Origin of the sequence: Kocuria subflava, assembly GCF_012163155.1 — a bacterium.
Classification (GTDB): Bacteria; Actinomycetota; Actinomycetes; order Actinomycetales; family Micrococcaceae; genus Kocuria; species Kocuria subflava.
Map to the genome: position 1 here is coordinate 70,497 of NZ_JAAVUN010000006.1, position 17,696 is coordinate 88,192.

A 17,696-nucleotide genomic window follows, 5' to 3' on the forward strand; every position below is an offset into this window, starting at 1 on the left:
CGAGACCGAGGTTTCCGCCCGGCCCCAGGGCCTTCGGCGGGCAGAATCCTCGGTCTCGACGGGGGTCAGACCTCCAGCAGGTCCTTGCCTGGGATCGCATCCAGGAGGCGGCGCGTGTAGTCCTGGCGCGGGTTCTCGAACACCTGCTCCACAGACCCGACCTCAACCAACTTGCCGGATTCCATCACGCAGACGTCGTGGGCGATTTCGCGCACCACGGCAAGGTCGTGCGTGATGAACAGGTAGGTCAGTCCAAGGTCCTCCTGCAACTGTCCCAGCAGTTTCAGCACCTGGTCCTGGACCAGGACGTCCAGTGCTGACACGGCTTCGTCACACACCACGATCTCCGGGTCCAGTGCCAGGGCGCGGGCAATGGCCACACGCTGACGTTGCCCGCCGGACAGCTCATTGGGGTACCGGTCCCCCAGCTGACGCGGCAACGCCACACGATCCAACAGGTCGTAAACCTTCTCCTTGCGGGACTTGGCATCGCCAACCTTGTGGACCCGCAGCGGCTCCTCAATGGAGCGGAATACGCTGCGCATGGGGTCCAGTGACCCGTAGGGGTTCTGGAAGATCGGCTGCACACGACGACGGAAACCGAACCACTCCTTGTTGGAGAACGTGGAGATGTCCTTGCCGTCTACGTGAATGGTTCCGGACGTGATGTCCTCCAAACCCAGGAGCATCTTGGCGATGGTGGACTTGCCGGAACCGGATTCCCCCACGATTGCCGTGGTGTGGCCCTTACGGATGGTGAAGGAAACCTCGTCCACAGCCCGGAACTGGGTGGAACGGCCCCAGGATCCGCGGATCTTGTACTCCTTCACCAGTTCCTTGATCTGCACGATCTCCTGGGCTGCATCGCCTTCATCTGCGGCCCCGATGTCCTCCGGGGTCAGGGACGGCACCGCACGCACCAACTGCTGCGTGTAGGGGTGCTTGGGGTTTTGCAGCAGAGCCTGGGCCGGGCCGGATTCCACCACTCGGCCCTTCTGCATCACCACCACGCGGTCTGCTCGCTCAGCGGCCAGCCCCAAGTCGTGGGTGATCAGCAGAACCGATGTGCCCTTTTCCTTGGTCAGTTTCTCTAGGTGGTTGAGGATCTGCTTCTGCACGGTCACGTCCAGGGCGGACGTGGGTTCATCAGCGATCAACAACCGCGGGTTGCAGGCAAGGCCAATGGCGATCAAGGCACGCTGACGCATACCGCCGGAGAACTCATGGGGGTACTGGTTCATACGGCGTTCGCCGTCGCTGAGACCAGCATCCTTGAGCGCCTGGACAACGTCCTTGTCCGCGTGGGGCAGACCGTTGGCCTTCAGCGTTTCCCGCACCTGGAAACCGATCTTCCACACGGGGTTGAGGTTGGACATGGGATCCTGCGGAACCATGCCGATCTCGCTGCCGCGCAGGGCGATCAGGCGCTTACGGGACGGGTGCGTGATGTCCTCGCCGTGGAAGAACACCTGCCCTTCGGAAATACGTCCGTTCTCCGGCAGCAGCCCCATGGCGGCCAGCGCGGAGGTGGACTTGCCGGACCCGGATTCACCCACAATGGCCACGGTTTCCCCCGGCATCACGGTGATGTTGGTTTCCTTCACGGCCTCCACATCACCGGTGGTGGTCTTGAAGGTGATGCCCACATTGCGCAGTTCCAACAGCGGGGTGTTTCCCGGACCGGCGGCACTTGATCCCGTTGCCGTCGGGGCCGCGGCGCGATCCGCACGACGACGTCCCCCCGGATTGGTTGACTCCGTTGACGTGCTCATCGGGTCCGTCCCTTCGGGTCCAGGGCATCGCGCAGGGCGTCACCCAACATCATGAAGCTCAGCACCGTGATGGAGAGCATGAGCGAGGGCCAGAACAACGCACCCGGGTTGGTGCGCAACTGCGGGCGAGCGGCCGAGATGTCATGCCCCCAGGACAAGATGGACGGCGGCAGCCCGATGCCCAGGAAAGACAGGCTGGCCTCAACCACAATGAAAATGCCCAGGGAAAGGGTGGCCACCACAATGATGGGGCCAGCAGCGTTGGGCAGAACGTGTTTGAACAGAATGCTCAGTTTGCCCATGCCCAAGGATCGTGCGGCCGTGATGAATTCAGCGGAACGCACCTCCAAAACGGCACCGCGGGTGATGCGTGCCATCTGGGGCCAGCCGAAGATGGTCAACACAATGGCCAGGGTGACGATGCCTGCGTTTTGCCGCATCACGGGCACAGCCATCAACACAATGGCCCCCAGGATCAAGGGGACGGCAAAAAAGATGTCCATGATCCGCGAGACAATGGCATCCACCCAGCCACCGAAGTAGCCGGCGAGACCACCGAGCAGAATTCCCACCAAGAGCACTCCTAAGGTGGCGCCGAAACCCACCAGCAGGGAAGCTGATGCTCCGTGGACCACACGAGCCAAGATGTCACAGCCTTGGTTGGTGAATCCCAGCGGGTGACCGGCTGTGGGGGCGCCATTCGCGTTGGAGAGAGTGCACTGACTGTCTGGTGAGGCTGACGTGAACACCGTGGGGAAGGCTGCCACGAACAGCACAAAAAGCATCAGCAGCGCAGAGATGATGAAAATGGGGTTCCTGCGCAGTGAGGACCAGGCGTCCCGCCACAGATTGCTGGGTTTGTCCGCCAACTGAGTTTCAATGCCGGCACGGCCTTCATCATCCAGGACCGGGGCCACAAAGTGCTCTGCCACGGGAACTTCACGCCCGGAGGGCTGCATCACGGGACCGCGAGCGGCGGTGTCAGGGGTTGAGTTCTGATCAGGCATAACGAATCCTCGGGTCCAGAACCGCGTAGAGCAGGTCCACCAGCAGGTTGGCGATCACAAACACGATCACAATCAGGGTGACCAGGGAAACCACCATGGCGCCATCTCCCATGTTGATGGAGCGGTACAGCTGATAGCCGATGCCGTTGACGTTGAAAATGCTCTCCGTCAGGATCGCACCGCCCATCAACGCACCCAGGTCAGCACCCATGTAGGTGACCACAGGAATCATGGAATTACGCAGGACGTGGGCGTTGCGCACCCGTCCCGGGGTCAAGCCTTTGGCCGTGGCCGTGCGCACGTGGTCCGCTGTTTTGGTTTCTGCCACGGAGTTTCTGGTCAGCCGCACCACGTACGCCAGAGAGATGGCGCCCAACACCATGCCGGGTAGGAGGAGGTCTTGAATCGGCGCACCCGCACCCACAGTGGGGCTTGTCCATCCCAGCTTGATGCCGATCACGAACTGGGCCACAAAACCCAGAACGAACACGGGCACGGAGATCAGCAAGAGGGACATGAAGAGCAAGCTGGAGTCGATCCAGGTGCCCTTCTTGAGGCCTGCAATCAGGCCCAGTGTCACGCCCACGACGGCCTCGAACACAATGGCGATCAGCGCCAGCTTGACCGTGTTGGGGAAGGTCTCCGCAATCACCGAGAGGATCGGCCGACCTGAGAAGTTGTTGCCCAGATCGAGCGTGAAAACACCCTTGAGATACAACAAGAACTGGAGGAAGAACGGTTGGTCCAGGTTGTACTGGGCTTCCAACGCCGCTTTGGTGGCCGGGGTGCAGCCACGGTCACCACACAGGGCAGCAGTGGGATCCCCTGAGGTAGCAAACATCAAGAAGTAGACGATGAAGATGGCCCCGAAGAACACAGGGATCATCTGCAGGAGTCGCGTGACCAGATACCAAGCCATGTCAGAGCACACCCCCTGACGTAACGGGGTGCGAGGGCACCAATGATGGGGTGGACATGGTGAAAACTCCTGGAAGAAGACGAGTGCTGGGTGATGATGGCCGCAGCACCGCGATCAATGCATGGGATCAGGGTGGGAGCAACGGTCTGTTGCCCCCACCCTGATCATGGGGCGTCAGGCCTGCGTGACCTGCGCGTAGTTGATTTCACCGTTCCAGGTGAGGTTCACGTCGCTCACATTGGAGCTCCAGCCCCAGGTACGGGCCGGGTAGTAGAGCGGGATGGACGGCAGTTCCTCGATCAGGATCTCGTCTGCCTCAATGAACTTCTGGTTGGCTGCATCCAGGTCGTCAGCACCGCGGCCCTCTGCCAGCAAGGCGTCAAACTTCTCGTTGTCGTAGTGGGTGTCGTTGGACGATCCGTTGCTGGCGAAGTTGGACCCCAAGAAGTTGGACATGGACGGGTAGTCCGCCATCCAGCCTGAGCGAATGGCAGAGGTCAGTTCGCCCGCATTGGCCTCCGTGCGAAGTTCCTTGAACGTGGCGTAGGACTTGCCCTGGGCCTCGATGTCCAAGGTGTTCTTGATCATGTTGCACACGGCATCCACCCATTCCTGGTGTCCACCGTCTGCGTTGTACGCCAACTCGAACGGACCACCCGGGTAAGGCTCCATGTCCTCGGCTTCCTGCCACAGTTCCTTGGCCTTTTCTGGGTCGAACTGCACGTACTCCTCATTGCTGAAGCTGCCCGGGAAACCTTCCACGGCAGGCGACGTCAGATCCTTGGCGGGCACACCCTGCTTGATGACCTGGTCGATCAGTTCCTGGCGATTGATGGACATGGAGATGGCCTGACGGCGCAGCTTGCCTGCTTCGCCGGACCAACCGTCCAGGTAGTACGGAATGGCGAAAGAGTAGTTGCCTGCGTAATCCTGCTGATCAGTGCGGCCTGAAAGATCGTCCTCTCGAACATCCATGCTGGACGGCGGAATCTGGTCCAGAATGTCCAAGTTGTCGGAGATCAGGTCGGAATACGCGGACTCCGCAGACTGGTAGAGCTTGAAGGTCAGGGCATCCACCTGGGCGGGCTGTGAGCCGTCATAGTCCTCGTTCTTGACCAGGCGAATTTCCTCGTTGTGGGCCCATGCACCGTCGCCATCCATCTTGAACGGCCCCCAGCCCACGGGGTTTTCGCCAAAGGCTTCCATGTCATCAAAGGCCGATGCCGGCAGCGGTGCGTAGGCCGCGTAGCCCAAACGCACCGGGAAGGTCACGTCGCCTTCGGCCAGCTCGACCTCAAAGGTGGTGTCGTCAATGACCCGCAGGCCTTCCATCTGGTCTTCCTCGGAACCTTCGGCGGACACGACGTCGTAGCCCTTGATGGGTTCAAAGAAGTAGGAGCCGGTGTGAGCATTCTTGGCTGCAGCACCGTAGTTCCAGGCATCCACAAAGCTTTGCGCCGTGATGTCCTCACCGTTGGTGAACTGCTTGCCTTCCTTGATCTTGATGGTCCAGGTGGTGTTGTCATCGGATTCGATGGACTCTGCCAACTCGTTGACCGGCGAAGATTCGTCGTCGTAGGAAATCAGGCCCATGAACACCAAGCTGACCACACGGCCACCGCCCTGCTCGGAGGTTGCGGTGGGGATCAGGGGGTTCTCCGGCTCAACGCTGAAGGCCGTGACTGCGCCACCTTCGCCGCCGCCACCTCCTCCACCGTTGCCACAGGCGGACAGCGCCACAGCAGCCGCGCCGGAGAGAGCAAGACCGCCGAGCAGACGACGACGTGAAAGCAGAGGGTTCGGGTGACCTCCAAGTTGAGGAGAACGGAAGCAGCCTTGGGTGTGATGTAGGCCATACTTCCTGGTAACGGAGCCAAAATTAACAGCCAACCAACTGCCTGGGACAACAAGTCCCACCTAGATTGTGCACCCGTCCTGTTACGAACCGGTAACCCGGCCCCTGACTTGCGGCAACACAGCGATTAGTTGCCAACATCAGGCAACAAAATCCCTGGTGAGTCACGCCTCCAGCAGCGTGGTGACCCCCAAATGCGCCAGTACGCCGAACCCGAGCGCCCACAGCAGAATCGAGATGCTCTGCCACAGGATCACGGCGTTCTTGGAAGCCCCAAAGGACACCATCAAGGATGAGGTGATCTGACTCGGCAGGACCCACTGCCCCAGCAGGGAGACTCCCGGGACACCGAATCGGTCAAACATCGCTTTGATTTTCTGCTTCCGCGGGCTCAGCGGGGGTTGCTCACCTTTGATCTTGCGGCGGGCTCCGTAGGCGATCTGCACCAGGACGAACATGGACACAAAATTTCCGATCACGGCGGCTGGGACTGCCACGAACAGCGGCAGACCCGCCACCACCCCGATGGCTGTCCCAAGATAGGACTCAACGAACGGGATGGCGCTGATCAGAATGATCGCCACCCATTGGAGGGCCTCCGGCATGGACTGGGTGAAGTTCTGCAGGGATTCGTACACGGCAATTCTCCTTGGGGCATGCGGGCAACCAGGACGCAACAAGCCGTCTCAGGTCACCGGCTGTGGGACAACGGGATCTCCGGGGCTCAACCATCGCGCCCGGCAATGCCTCCAGGCTGTCAAAGGGGCAGGTGGGACCGGCAGTGTCAGCACGTCACCCGAACGCAAGCAGATCCTCACACGCCACCCGTGACAAAAGTCATCGGTCTACGGTTGGGGCCATGACTACTCCAGAACACGTCAGCCCCGCCACGTCCGTAGGCGTGCGGGAAGCCTGGCTCTACACCTGGGGTGGCCTGGTGCTCTACGCACTGGTTCTCTACGGCCTGGCCGTGACCGTCACCGTGGCGCGCACCGATCAGCCCGGCCCCTGGTTGTGGGGCCTCCTACTCACCTACACCGTGGCCTTCCTGGGCCTGACCCTGTTTTGCCGCAGCCTCAAGGCAGGCCTGTGGTCCCGAACCACGGCGACGTCCCAACTGGCCGCTCTGTTGATCCCCGCCGTGGGGACCTCCGTGTTGAGCTGGCGGGATCCGGACTGGGTGATCGCCGGTCAGATTCCCTGGTTCATTGCTTGCAGCACCTGGGCCTTCGCTGCCCATCGCAAAGCCACGTGGCCTCTGATTCTGCTGGGTGCGTTTGGGGCCGCCGTTGGCGTGGGCGTGGGAATCGGGCTCAACCCCGGATCGGGTCAGTACATGCTGGACCACGTCCTGCCGGTTATGACTGCCACCTGGTTCGTGACCTCACTGACCCCTCTGATGGTGTGGCTGACCGTGTGGTGGTGGGGTGTGATCCTCAAACTGGAAAGCGCGCGCAAGACCCAAGCAGATCTGGCTGTGGCACGTGAACGTCTGCGCTTTGCTTCAGATCTTCACGACATCCAGGGCCATCACCTCCAGGTGATCGCCCTCAAGGCGGAACTGGCGCAACGGCTTCTTGACCGCGACCTTGAGGCCTCACGGACCCAGCTGCAGGACGTCCGAAGTGAGGCGCAGACGGCGTTGCAGGAGACTCGCGCCCTGGTTCAGGGCTTGCGGCAGGTGTCCTTGGAACAAGAACTCGCCAACGCTGCCGAGGTCTTGACCAGCGCTGGAATCACGTCAACGCATCATGTGGACGGGTCGCCGTCGTCGTCCACGGTGCGCCACACCCTGTGACTGGTGGCACGGGAGGCCACCACCAACATCCTGCGCCATGCACGGGCCACCACAGCTGATTATCAGCTGGCCTGCGGGACCCAGGGGACCTGGACCCTGACCATTTCCAACGACGGCACCCCACCGCCAAGTCATGAAACCTCTCCAACGTTCGGGCCCGGTACAGGGCTGGAGGGGCTGCGCGAACGATTGCATGCCGTGGGCGGGAACTTGAGTGTTGAGCACGCGGACAACACCTTCACCGTGTCTGCCGTGGTCCCGGATGACATGACACACCAACAGCACAGCAACTCCGCCCAACGCCAAGAATCGAGCGCCTCATGATCCGTCTGATTGTTGCTGACGACGAGCACCTGATCCGCGGAGCCCTGGTGGCCTTGCTGAATCTGGAGGATGACATCCAGGTGGTTGCTGACACAGACACCTCCACGGGTGCCGTGGAACTGGCACAGGAGCACCGACCGGACGTGTGTCTGTTGGATCTGGAAATGCCACCCACCGATGGCCTGGATGCCTCAGAGAAGATCCTGCGGACAGTGGCCACAAAAACAGTGATCGTCACCCGCCATGCACGTCCCGGCGTGCTCCGGAGGGCTCTGGCCTCCAAGGTCTCCGGTTTTGTTCCCAAGTCCACCCCGGCCCAGGAACTGGCGGACGTGATTCGCCAAGTGGCTGCGGGCAAACGCTACGTGGACCCGGAAATCGCTGCGGCAGCCCTGTCAGCTGAGCATTGTCCCCTCACAGAACGGGAACTCGACGTCCTCCGCGAATCCCGAGGAACGGCACAAATCGCCCAGATTGCTCAGAAGCTGCACCTGGCACCGGGCACGGTGCGCAATTACCTGTCCACGGCCATGGCCAAGGTGGATGCCCGTACACGGCATGAGGCTGCAGAAACGGCCTGGCAGCAGGGGTGGATCTGAGTCCTCCCCTGCTGCCAGGACCTGCCAGTCACCAGGTCGGCAGCTGCGGTGCTTGCGCACCCTCCGGGAGGTAGATGTTCTCCGCATCCCCGCGGGCCAGCCACGGCAGGATGCCTTCCCGGTCACCCTCAACGCGCAGGGCACCGTCACCGATCACCCATTCGTCACGCTCATCCGTCACGATGGTCATGCCCGGGGCGTCCTTGACCTGCATGGTGCGCACGGCCGCCTCCAGCGCATCCAGCACCGAGTCAGGGTCTGCCTCCTCGATTTCCCACTGGGTGTCCAGATCAGCGTGATGCAGGATGATCTCCGCAACCATGACCCCAGGCAGCTGATGGGGCGCAAAAGTCTTGGGGCCAAGGGCCAGCTGGTCTACGGCCAGGGTTCCGGTGAGTCGCTGGGCATTGTCCAGGAAGTGGCGGATGGCGGCGCGGGCTTCCACCTTGAGCTGCGCTGCAGGCAACCCGGCAGTTTCTGCGATCAGTGCAGAGCGTTCCTCCTGGGAGTCATACGGAGCCTGCTCGGTGCCGGTCTGCGCCCAGTCGATCAAACGCACCAGACGGCGACTGACCACGGCCACATGGGCCACCACGTCAGCTCGGCTCCAACCCCCGCACAAGGACGGCTCAGTGAATTCGTCGTCGTGAAAGGACTCCACGGTGGAGAGGTACTGCTCAATCTCCCGCTCAAGGCGGGAGAGGTCTGACTGGAGGCGGGCGTTGCTGTGCTGGCTCATGCTCCCAGGGTAGCCGCCCACTGTGATGTCAAACACCCAAATTCCCGGTCCGTTTTATACGCTTTTCTAATGAGTCCGCCCAACCTGTGGGCCCCACCCTGCCCAGGCAAATCACTGGTCCACACCCCGATTCACGCAGGCTCCACACCGTGGGACGCGGCACCACCTTGTGCGCTCCCGTAGGCTTCGGGACATGAACGAGCACGATCAGGGATTCTCCCCCGCAAGCTACGGGGCCCCGACCTCCTCCACCGCACCGTCCGCCGATGACTCCGCCGTGTCCCCCGCGGGCACCGGCGAACGGGTGACATACCTGGTGGTGGACGGCGAGAACATTGACGCCACCCTGGGAATGTCCCTGCTGGAACGCAAGCCCCGCCCGGAGGAACGCCCCCGGTGGGAACGGGTCATGCACGGTGCCCGGCGCCTGTGGGATCAGCGCACCAAGGGACTGTTCTTCCTCAACGGCTCCAACGGCCACCTGCCCTTCAGCTTTGTGGCCGCACTGCGCGGTTTCGACTACCAAGTGGTGCCGCTCTCCGGGCCTGCGCGCGTGAAGGTGGTGGATGTGGGCATCCAGCGCACCTTGGACGCGATCCTGGACCAAGGCTTTGGCGACGTCGTGTTGGCCACCCATGACATCGATTTTGTGGACCAGCTGCGCGCACTGCTGGCTGATGACCGCAAGGTCTCCGTGCTGTGCTTCCGCGAACTGCTGTCAGCGGGTCTTCATGATCTGGAGGAAGACGGTCTGCAGATCGTCGACCTGGAAGATGATTTTGAGGCGTTCAACGCCCCGCTGCCCCGTCTGCGGATCATCGACCTGGACTCCTTCGACCCGGCCCGCTACCTGTAACCCAGCATCACCCGGTTGTGGACGGAGTGTTGGATGGGGCACTGATCACCGAATTCACCGGCAGCGTGTCCGTGGCTTTCACGCTGACACTGCTGGCCGGCCTGGCCACGGGTGTGGGCGGGCTGATAGCGCTGATCGCCGACCGCTCCAACGCCAAGTTCCTGGCTGTGAGCCTGGGCTTCTCCGCCGGCGTCATGCTCTACGTCTCCTTTGTGGAGATCCTGCCCAAGGCTCAGGAGTTCCTGGCCGCTGACCTGGGAGATCGTTCGGGCGCCTGGGGCATGGTGGGCGGGTTCTTTGCCGGCATTGCAGTGATCGCCGTGATTGATCGTTTGGTTCCGGCCCCGGCCAATCCACACGAATTCACCTACGACGCCGCAGACATCCACACCCCAGACCATCACCTGACACAGGGCACCTCCGCCGCTTCCGCCTCTGGCACACGGCGTTGCCCGTCAGGCTCCAGCAGCACCACCACACCTGCTGAGCGAGCGCTGTTGCGCATGGGTCTGTTGATGGCCCTGGCCATAGCGATCCACAACTTCCCCGAGGGTTTTGCCACGTTCATGACCGCCCTGGCAGATCCCTCACTGGCCATCCCCATTGCAGTGGCCATTGCCTTGCACAACATTCCCGAGGGCATTGCGGTGGCCGTGCCCGTGTATCAAGCCACGGGCTCACGCGGCAAAGCCCTGGGCCTGGCCTTTGCCTCCGGGGTGGCTGAACCTGTGGGCGCGCTCCTGGGATTCGCCCTCTTGGCACCCTTGCTGACTGGCACGCTGTTCGGTCTGATATTTGCTGCGGTGGCCGGGATCATGGTGTTCATTTCCCTGGACAAGTTGCTGCCCACCGCGGAGAAATACGGCGGCCACCACCTGTCCATCTACGGTGTGGTGGGCGGCATGGCCGTGATGGCTCTCAGCCTGGTGCTGTTGAGCTGACGTTGTGGCCTCGGTTCCGCGCCAGTGGTCAGCGGGCTCAATCCTCATGTTGAGTGGACAGAATACTGGCCCATCAGCGCTGATGGGCCAGGATTCTGCCCACTCAACTCGTGCAGCGAGCAGATTGGCCGTTGGACGACGACGAGTGGCCGGGCGCCGTCGTCGTCCAGCGCACTGAATCTCAGCGGTAGCGCTCAACTGTCCCGGAGGCAGCGGGGCGTCGTCGGTCGGGATCGAAGATCCCCAGAACCAAGCTGACCAGTGAAATCACCAGGGACCCCAGTACCGCAGCCGGCCAGAAACCATCCACATGCCAGGCACCGCCGAACCAGCTCATGATTCCCGATGCCGCCAGCAGCATGATCGCGTTGATCACAATCAGGAACAGGCCGAACGTGAGCACCACCAGGCAACCCGTGAGCACGGTCAGAAGGGGTTTGACCACTGCGTTCAGTGCACCCAGCACGGCTGCTACGGCAACAATCGCCAGCACCTGGGCACCAACGCTGCTGTCCGTGATGTAGATGCCGGGCACCAAGAACGTGGCAGCGGCAACTGCCAAGGCATTGACCAACCATCGCCAGATCACGCGGGCCTCCTCAAGAATTCGGGTCACCGGGAGTCGAACAACGACTCCCGGTGGATTGGGTATGCCACCCACTGTGCACCATCACCCTGGATGAAGGGGTGGTGGCAGCCCCACGTAGACCGGGGACAACGGGTCACACGGTGCCATCTGAGGCGCCGGTCACGGCCAGATCGGGTAAGTTTGACCCGGATCGCATCCTGAACGTCACCGGTGTGTCAACGCATCGGCGCAGGACGCATGACGTCGCACACGAGGGAGTATCGACTCAATGCCCAAGATCATCTGGACCAAGACTGACGAAGCCCCGTTGATGGCCACCTACTCGTTCAAGCCGATCGTGGAGGCCTTTGCCACCGCTGCCGGCGTCGAGGTGGAGACCCGGGACATTTCGCTGGCTGGTCGCATCATCGCCCAGTTCCCGGAGCGCCTTTCCGAGGAGCAGCGCATTGCAGATGCCCTGTCCGAACTGGGTGAGCTGGCCAAGACTCCCGAAGCCAACATCGTCAAGCTGCCCAACATCTCCGCCTCCGTTCCGCAGCTGAAGGCTGCCGTGAAGGAACTGCAGTCCCAGGGCTACGACCTCCCGGACTACCCGGAGGACCCCCAGTCGGATGAGGAGCGCGATGTCCGCGCCCGCTACGACAAGGTCAAGGGTTCGGCCGTCAACCCGGTCCTGCGTGAAGGCAACTCGGACCGCCGCGCCCCCAAGGCCGTGAAGAACTACGCGCGGAAGAACCCGCACCGCATGGGTGCGTGGAGCTCGGAGTCCAAGACCAACGTGGCCACCATGGGCGTGGACGATTTCCGCGCCAACGAGTCCTCCGTGGTCATCCCCGCCGATGACACCCTGCAGATCCGCCTGCGTGAAGAGGGCGGGCAGACCACAGTGCTCAAGGAATCCATTCCCGTCCTGGCCGGTGAGGTGGTGGATGCCACCTTCATGTCCGCGCGTGCCCTGGATGCCTTCCTGGCCGAGCAGGTGGCTCGCGCCAAGGAGGAAGGTGTGCTGTTCTCCGTGCACCTGAAGGCCACCATGATGAAGGTCTCCGACCCCATCATCTTCGGCCACGTGGTCAAGGCATTCTTCCCGGAGGTCTTTGATCAGTACGGTGTGCAGCTGGCCGCCGCAGGCCTGTCCCCCAACGACGGCTTGGGTGCGATTCTCTCCGGCCTGGACGCCCTGAACGACGACGACGCCGCTGCCGTGCGCGCCGGGATTGAAAAGGGCCTGGCAGAAGGCCCCGCCCTGGCCTACGTGAACTCCCACAAGGGCATCACCAACCTTCACGTGCCCTCTGACGTGATTGTGGACGCCTCCATGCCGTCCATGATCCGTACCTCCGGTCACATGTGGTCCAAGGACGACACCGAGGAAGACACCCTGGCCGTGCTGCCGGACTCCTCCTATGCCGGTGTCTACCAGGCCGTGATCGAGGACTGCCGCGCCAATGGTGCCTACGACCCCACCACCATGGGCACCGTGCCCAACGTGGGGCTCATGGCCCAGAAGGCCGAGGAGTACGGCTCCCACGACAAAACCTTTGAAATCCCCGCAAACGGCGTGGTTGAGGTGGTCAACAGCGCTGACGAGGTTCTGCTCTCCCACAACGTGGAGGCCGGGGACATCTGGCGGACCTGCCAGACCAAGGACGCCCCCATCAAGGACTGGGTCCAGCTGGCTGTGCGCCGCTCCCGCGAGTCCGGCATGCCGGCCGTGTTCTGGCTGGACGAGTCCCGCGCTCACGACCGCAACCTGATCGAGAAGGTCAACACCTACTTGGCGGACGAGGACACGGACGGTCTGGACATCCGCATCCTCTCCCCCGTGGAAGCCACCAAGCTCTCCGTGGAGCGCATCCGCCGTGGCGAGGACACCATCTCCGTGACCGGAAACGTGCTGCGTGACTACCTGACGGACCTGTTCCCCATCCTGGAACTGGGCACCTCCGCCAAGATGCTCTCGATCGTGCCCCTGATGAACGGCGGTGGCCTGTTCGAGACCGGTGCGGGCGGTTCCGCTCCCAAGCACGTCCAGCAGCTGGTGGAGGAGAACCACCTGCGCTGGGACTCCCTGGGTGAGTTCCTGGCCCTGGCTGCTTCCTTCGAGCACCTGGCTTCCCGGTACGACAACCCCCGGGCACAGGTCCTGGCCGATGCCTTGGATGCTGCCACCGGCCGCTTCCTGGACGAGAACAAATCCCCGTCCCGCAAGGCCGGGGAGATCGACAACCGCGGTTCGCACTTCTACCTGGCCCTGTACTGGGCCCAGGAGTTGGCCAGCCAGACCGACGACGCCGAACTGGCTGCCGCGTTCAAGGACGTGGCAGCATCCCTGAAAGAGAACGAACAGGTCATCGCCGATGAACTGCTGGCTGTTCAGGGCACCCCGGCGGAGATCGGCGGTTACTACCAGCCGGTTGACCAGAAGGCCTTTGCCGTCATGCGGCCCTCGGCCACCTTCAACTCCGTGATCGACGGCATGAAGGGCTGAGACCCGCTCCAGATCAGGTCACGTTGATTCAACGACGACGCCCCGGTCGGATGGATTCTTTCCATCTGAGCGGGGCGTCGTCGTTGTGGTGCGCCTTGAGGGTCTCAGGCGGGATCTGCGGCGGCTTCCACGGTGTCACGCTCCAGGTTCATCCGCACTGAGATCTGCCAGTTGACGCCGAACCGGTCCGCGCACCAGCCAAAGCGCTCACTGAACGGGTATTCGCCGAGTTCCATGAGGACCTGGCCACCCTCGGCCAGCACGGTCCATGCGTGGTCCACTTCCTCAGCCGAGTCGCATTCGACGGTGTAGGAGTGTGCGGGGCTGAAACCGAACTCGTGTGGGAAGGCGCTGTCCATCACTCGCACGGGGACACCGGCAATCACGGCTTCCGCCTGCATGACCGTGCCGGGTGTTTCCTGGCCGGCGCCTTCCTCCCAACGGTTGATCCACCCCAGAGCCGAGTTGGGGAAGGCCCGGATCCACAGGTCCAGGGCAGCTTCAGCCTGCCCGTGCTGCTGGTTGGCGAACATCAAAGTGGGGGTCATGCTGGCGCTCACGCGTACTCCTGACAGTGGATGTTCCGGGACCGGCCCGGTTTCTCCCCGCAGACTAGCGCGTGGACTTGTCGGTTTTCACGGCGTGGGGTTCGGTCTGGGTCCCGGGCTCGGTCTGGGCCGGGGTGGCTGCGCTGCCGCCACGTACAGGCTTCCGGGATCCACCCAGACCTCCAGCGCCCGAGTTGCACCCAGGGAATCACCGTCAAGTTGCAATGCTGCGGGGGTGTGGGTCTTCACCTGCACCCGGTGCACGGTGCGGTAGGTCAGTGCGCGGGCTGAGCGGGGACGACGGCGCAGACCGTGGACGGCCAGGTCCACCCAGTCCCGCGAGTTCCGTGGTTCGGTGCGCAACATTTCAAGGGTTCCATTGTGCGGATCCGCACCGGGGAACACCGTGATGCCCGCGGGAATGCGGGCGGTGTTTCCCCACAGCAGGGACCATGCGGCCAGGGATTGTGCCGCATCACCGTCCACGGCAACCCGGAAGTTTTGCCTCGGCGCATTCAACAGGTCAGCTCCGTTGCGCAGGTAGGCCAACCATCCCCACCGTTGTTTGGTGGACTCGGACGTGGCCGCCACCACCACGGCATCCATGCCCAGACCAGCGGCGGCCAGGAACACCTGCTCACGGAATTCCCCGCCCGCGGGGAGATCACCGGACGGTCCGGACTCGGTGGAGGTTGCCGGGTGGAAGCGCACCCGACCGACGTCGTGCGCACGCAAGGGTGCGCGCAGTCCCGCTTCCAGGTCACGTTCCAGGGCTGCCAGGTCCCCAGGTCGACGACTTTTCAGCCCTACGTTCATGGCAAACAGGTTGGCGGTGCCTGTGGGCATGATGACCAGGCCGGTGGACGTTTTGGCCACGCCACCCGCCACTTGGCGCACTGTGCCGTCGCCACCGGCCACCACCACACGATCCGCACCCTGCTCCACGGCCCACCTGGCTTGGGAGAAACCCGGCTCCTGGACGGTGGTGTGCACAACGTCCACCACGGAAAACCCCGCCCGGGCGCACACGCTGTGGAGAACATTTTGGATCTCCACGGCATGACGCCGGGCGGGGTTGATGACTGCCACCACGGTACTCACCAGGTGCTCAGCGCTCCCCCGAACATTGCCCGTAACGTTGCCCGGTCTTGGGAGCAGACGGCGTGTGGTGAAGCATCAGCGCAGGGTGCGCTTGATGGATTCGCGTTCCTTCTCCAGCTTGTGCAAACGGCGGGACACCACGATCAAGCGAATGGAACCCACCATGGCCATGATCAGCGCACCGGCAATGGCCGCCAACAACATGGCAACGCCCAGGGGCAGCGTGAACTCCCAGGCCATGTAGGCAATCAGGACGTCGTTCATGTTCTGCAGGACAAACACCAGCAGAAGGATCAGGATGATCAGACCGATGATCAGCGCCACCCAGGTGGCACCGGTGGCACCACCCTGGGCACGCCCATCCAGCTTGGGGTCCAGATCCGGCTGAGCCTCACGATGGCCCCGATTCTCGCGGGGGGCCCGCTGAGCCGGTTCTGCATCACGACGCGCCGGCTGCTGAGGCTCGGCGGGTGCCGGTTGCGCCGGAGCTTGCTGCGCGGGCTGCTGCTGCACGGGTTGTCCCTGCTGCGGCGCAGCGTGCTGCTGACCTTGGTTCTGGAACTGGCCCTGGCTCTGCGCCCGGCCTTGGTACTGCGGCTGACCTTGGTGCTGCGGCTGACCTTGGTCCTGGCCCACGGGCTGCTGAGCCGCCGGGTCCTGCCACGGAGTGGCATCCGGGCTGTTGGGGGAAGGGATCTGGGACATCACGGCCTCCGTTGACGGTGCGTCGGGTGGTTCAGGTGCTCAATCCGATCTCAGCAAGCGTGTGGTGTGGCCTGGCTGGATACAACCGAACAACAGTGTGCTTCATGATCAGATTACATTCCCGGGGATCACAATCCAGCGCGGTCGAAAGCATCCACGGCCAATCGTCGACCCACCGCAGTGACCTCATCAGCCCGGTCGAAATCAAACGTGGCGCATACATCCGAGGGAACAGAGACCAGGACGTCCGGCGGCTGCACAGCCAATCGAGGCAACTCGATGGCTGTCTGCATGACCTCCAAGGCGGACACCATCATGTCCACCGTGGAGAGGTCCTTGGGCAGCGCTTCAAAGGCACTGGACCACTCCGGCACCGGCTTGGCCGCACCCCACGAGCCAGGACGGCGGGTTTCGCGGGACGTGGAGTCGTCGTCGTGTTTGCGGGTTCGCCACAGTGCCGAGGACTCCTTCCACGGCTGTGCCACCCGCTCACGCCACCGCGCGGCAAGCCCGGCGGACATGGAGCCCCCGGTGTACGACGACAGCGGAGTTCCCCCTGGCAGCGTGAGAACGTCCTGCTCAGGGCCACCGTCCGTGCCCGATGGCTCTGTCTGGGTTTGGGTGTCCGCTGTTTCGGCAGTCTCGGTCAGGGAAGTCGCAGCTTCCGCCGCCGCCACCCCGGCACTGGCCACGTTGACGGCTGCAGTTCTGGCCACGTCCCCCACGGCAGTCGCCTCCTGCGAGGTGGTGGCTTGAGGATGGCCCTCCGTCTGCTCGCGGCGATCCTGGCTGGTGGGGCCCTGTTCTGTGTGCAGGCCGGTGTCCATGCTCTGTTGCCCAAGCCCCGGACGGTTGCGGCCGAACAAGGACACCGCCACGGTGGCTTCCGAGATGAAATGGGAGGAGGCGTCCACGGGCAAGGGGTTCAGGATCCCGCCGTCTGCCAGCAACCGGCCGCGGTAAACCACAGGAGTGATGGCAGTGGGGATGGCGATTGAGGCTCTGATGGCTGTCAGAAGAGGACCGTCATGGAACCAGACTTCCCGGCGATTGGTCAGATCCGTTGCCACCGCGGTGTAGGGAATGGGGAGGTCCTCGATCCGGACATCACCGATCAGCTCATGCAGTCTGTCCATGAGCCGGTCCGACTTGAACAAACCGGGCCCGCTGACGGAAAGGTCTGCGTACCGGAAGACCTCACTGCGCTTCAGGGGCCTGACGAATTCTCGGAACTCCTCCAAGGCACCGGCGGCGTACATGCCACCCACCAGCGCACCCATGGAGCAGCCAGAAATGGAAACGATCTCATGGCCTCGGGCCGTGAGTTCATCAATCACGCCCATGTGGGCGTAACCGCGCGCTCCCCCGGACCCAAGGACCAATGCAATCTTCACGATGTCCCTCCTTGTTGGACGTCACGGCTCTGATTCACCAGTCTGACATCAGTCTCTG

Annotated in this window: 17 protein-coding genes; 6 read left to right on the top strand and 11 right to left on the bottom strand. The window is 63.0% G+C overall.

Annotated elements, in window-relative coordinates:
- Positions 1 to 65 precede the first annotated feature (65 nt).
- The 5 genes from GTW58_RS04700 to GTW58_RS04720 all read right to left on the bottom strand — a co-directional run bounded on the left by GTW58_RS04700 (position 66) and on the right by GTW58_RS04720 (position 6,191).
- Positions 66 to 1,772 carry a dipeptide ABC transporter ATP-binding protein gene (locus tag GTW58_RS04700; protein WP_119933296.1) on the bottom strand — a complete coding sequence of 569 codons (1,707 nt, stop codon included), beginning with the start codon at positions 1,770 to 1,772 and terminating at the stop codon, positions 66 to 68.
- Positions 1,769 to 2,779: an ABC transporter permease gene (locus GTW58_RS04705; protein ID WP_081993511.1), complete on the bottom strand. Its 1,011-nt coding sequence runs from the start codon at positions 2,777 to 2,779 to the stop codon at positions 1,769 to 1,771. The genes GTW58_RS04700 and GTW58_RS04705 overlap by 4 nt, the downstream gene beginning before the upstream one ends.
- A complete protein-coding gene (locus tag GTW58_RS04710) occupies positions 2,772 to 3,698 on the bottom strand; it encodes an ABC transporter permease (protein ID WP_119933297.1) in 927 nt (308 codons plus the stop codon). Before GTW58_RS04710 ends, GTW58_RS04705 begins: the two co-directional genes overlap by 8 nt.
- A gap of 174 nt (positions 3,699 to 3,872) precedes the next feature.
- On the bottom strand, positions 3,873 to 5,438 hold the full coding sequence (locus GTW58_RS04715) for a peptide ABC transporter substrate-binding protein (protein WP_232818081.1): 1,566 nt from the start codon (positions 5,436 to 5,438) through the stop codon (positions 3,873 to 3,875).
- 279 nt (positions 5,439 to 5,717) lie between these two features.
- Positions 5,718 to 6,191 carry a hypothetical protein gene (locus tag GTW58_RS04720; protein ID WP_119933298.1) on the bottom strand — a complete coding sequence of 158 codons (474 nt, stop codon included), beginning with the start codon at positions 6,189 to 6,191 and terminating at the stop codon, positions 5,718 to 5,720.
- Between the two features lie 221 nt (positions 6,192 to 6,412).
- On the opposite strand from GTW58_RS04720, the gene GTW58_RS04725 reads away from it, so the two are divergent.
- From GTW58_RS04725 to GTW58_RS04735, 3 genes are read left to right on the top strand one after another with little or no spacing between them, the layout of a single operon-like run.
- The gene (locus GTW58_RS04725; RefSeq protein WP_119933299.1) at positions 6,413 to 7,351 is read left to right on the top strand and encodes a sensor histidine kinase; all 939 of its coding nucleotides are present in this window, start codon (positions 6,413 to 6,415) and stop codon (positions 7,349 to 7,351) included.
- A gap of 3 nt (positions 7,352 to 7,354) precedes the next feature.
- Positions 7,355 to 7,675 carry a sensor histidine kinase gene (locus GTW58_RS04730; RefSeq protein ID WP_119933300.1) on the top strand — a complete coding sequence of 107 codons (321 nt, stop codon included), beginning with the start codon at positions 7,355 to 7,357 and terminating at the stop codon, positions 7,673 to 7,675.
- Positions 7,672 to 8,274: a response regulator transcription factor gene (locus GTW58_RS04735; protein WP_119933301.1), complete on the top strand. Its 603-nt coding sequence runs from the start codon at positions 7,672 to 7,674 to the stop codon at positions 8,272 to 8,274. Before GTW58_RS04730 ends, GTW58_RS04735 begins: the two co-directional genes overlap by 4 nt.
- A 28-nt stretch (positions 8,275 to 8,302) precedes the next feature.
- Here the strand turns inward: GTW58_RS04735 and GTW58_RS04740 are convergent, their stop codons facing one another.
- On the bottom strand, positions 8,303 to 9,013 hold the full coding sequence (locus GTW58_RS04740) for a maleylpyruvate isomerase family mycothiol-dependent enzyme (protein ID WP_119933333.1): 711 nt from the start codon (positions 9,011 to 9,013) through the stop codon (positions 8,303 to 8,305).
- Between the two features lie 193 nt (positions 9,014 to 9,206).
- On the opposite strand from GTW58_RS04740, the gene GTW58_RS04745 reads away from it, so the two are divergent.
- Positions 9,207 to 9,869, top strand: coding sequence for a PIN domain-containing protein (locus GTW58_RS04745; protein ID WP_232818082.1), 663 nt, complete (start codon positions 9,207 to 9,209; stop codon positions 9,867 to 9,869).
- Positions 9,870 to 9,886: 17 nt separating this feature from the next.
- The gene (gene zupT, locus GTW58_RS04750) at positions 9,887 to 10,810 is read left to right on the top strand and encodes a zinc transporter ZupT (protein ID WP_119933302.1); all 924 of its coding nucleotides are present in this window, start codon (positions 9,887 to 9,889) and stop codon (positions 10,808 to 10,810) included.
- Positions 10,811 to 10,991: 181 nt separating this feature from the next.
- Here the strand turns inward: zupT and GTW58_RS04755 are convergent, their stop codons facing one another.
- A complete protein-coding gene (locus GTW58_RS04755) occupies positions 10,992 to 11,399 on the bottom strand; it encodes a phage holin family protein (RefSeq protein WP_119933303.1) in 408 nt (135 codons plus the stop codon).
- Positions 11,400 to 11,667: 268 nt separating this feature from the next.
- Here GTW58_RS04755 and GTW58_RS04760 point away from each other — a divergent pair, with 268 nt between their 5' ends.
- Positions 11,668 to 13,890 (top strand): NADP-dependent isocitrate dehydrogenase, encoded by a 2,223-nt coding sequence (locus tag GTW58_RS04760; protein WP_119933304.1) that lies wholly within the window; start codon positions 11,668 to 11,670, stop codon positions 13,888 to 13,890.
- A gap of 104 nt (positions 13,891 to 13,994) precedes the next feature.
- On the opposite strand, the gene GTW58_RS04765 is transcribed toward GTW58_RS04760, so the two are convergent.
- From GTW58_RS04765 to GTW58_RS04780, 4 genes are all read right to left on the bottom strand, one after another.
- Positions 13,995 to 14,450: a VOC family protein gene (locus GTW58_RS04765; RefSeq protein ID WP_198673439.1), complete on the bottom strand. Its 456-nt coding sequence runs from the start codon at positions 14,448 to 14,450 to the stop codon at positions 13,995 to 13,997.
- Between the two features lie 75 nt (positions 14,451 to 14,525).
- Entirely contained in the window at positions 14,526 to 15,539 is a 1,014-nt protein-coding gene (locus GTW58_RS04770; protein WP_157980519.1) for a diacylglycerol/lipid kinase family protein, read from the bottom strand.
- A 75-nt stretch (positions 15,540 to 15,614) separates the two neighbouring features.
- On the bottom strand, positions 15,615 to 16,244 hold the full coding sequence (locus tag GTW58_RS04775; protein ID WP_119933306.1) for a LapA family protein: 630 nt from the start codon (positions 16,242 to 16,244) through the stop codon (positions 15,615 to 15,617).
- A 128-nt stretch (positions 16,245 to 16,372) separates the two neighbouring features.
- Complete coding sequence (locus GTW58_RS04780) at positions 16,373 to 17,638, bottom strand: patatin-like phospholipase family protein (RefSeq protein WP_119933307.1); 1,266 nt, start codon at positions 17,636 to 17,638, stop codon at positions 16,373 to 16,375.
- Between the last annotated feature and the right edge of the window lie 58 nt (positions 17,639 to 17,696).

What these genes read in the sequence shown, in the direction of transcription:
- GTW58_RS04700 (WP_119933296.1), bottom strand. Translation starts at nt 1,772, where the DNA reads ATGAGCACGTCAACGGAGTCAACCAATCCGGGGGGACGTCGTCGTGCG.
- GTW58_RS04760 (WP_119933304.1), top strand. Translation starts at nt 11,668, where the DNA reads ATGCCCAAGATCATCTGGACCAAGACTGACGAAGCCCCGTTGATGGCC.
- GTW58_RS04725 (WP_119933299.1), top strand. Translation starts at nt 6,413, where the DNA reads ATGACTACTCCAGAACACGTCAGCCCCGCCACGTCCGTAGGCGTGCGG.
- GTW58_RS04710 (WP_119933297.1), bottom strand. Translation starts at nt 3,698, where the DNA reads ATGGCTTGGTATCTGGTCACGCGACTCCTGCAGATGATCCCTGTGTTC.
- GTW58_RS04705 (WP_081993511.1), bottom strand. Translation starts at nt 2,779, where the DNA reads ATGCCTGATCAGAACTCAACCCCTGACACCGCCGCTCGCGGTCCCGTG.
- GTW58_RS04740 (WP_119933333.1), bottom strand. Translation starts at nt 9,013, where the DNA reads ATGAGCCAGCACAGCAACGCCCGCCTCCAGTCAGACCTCTCCCGCCTT.
- GTW58_RS04775 (WP_119933306.1), bottom strand. Translation starts at nt 16,244, where the DNA reads ATGTCCCAGATCCCTTCCCCCAACAGCCCGGATGCCACTCCGTGGCAG.
- GTW58_RS04745 (WP_232818082.1), top strand. Translation starts at nt 9,207, where the DNA reads ATGAACGAGCACGATCAGGGATTCTCCCCCGCAAGCTACGGGGCCCCG.
- GTW58_RS04735 (WP_119933301.1), top strand. Translation starts at nt 7,672, where the DNA reads ATGATCCGTCTGATTGTTGCTGACGACGAGCACCTGATCCGCGGAGCC.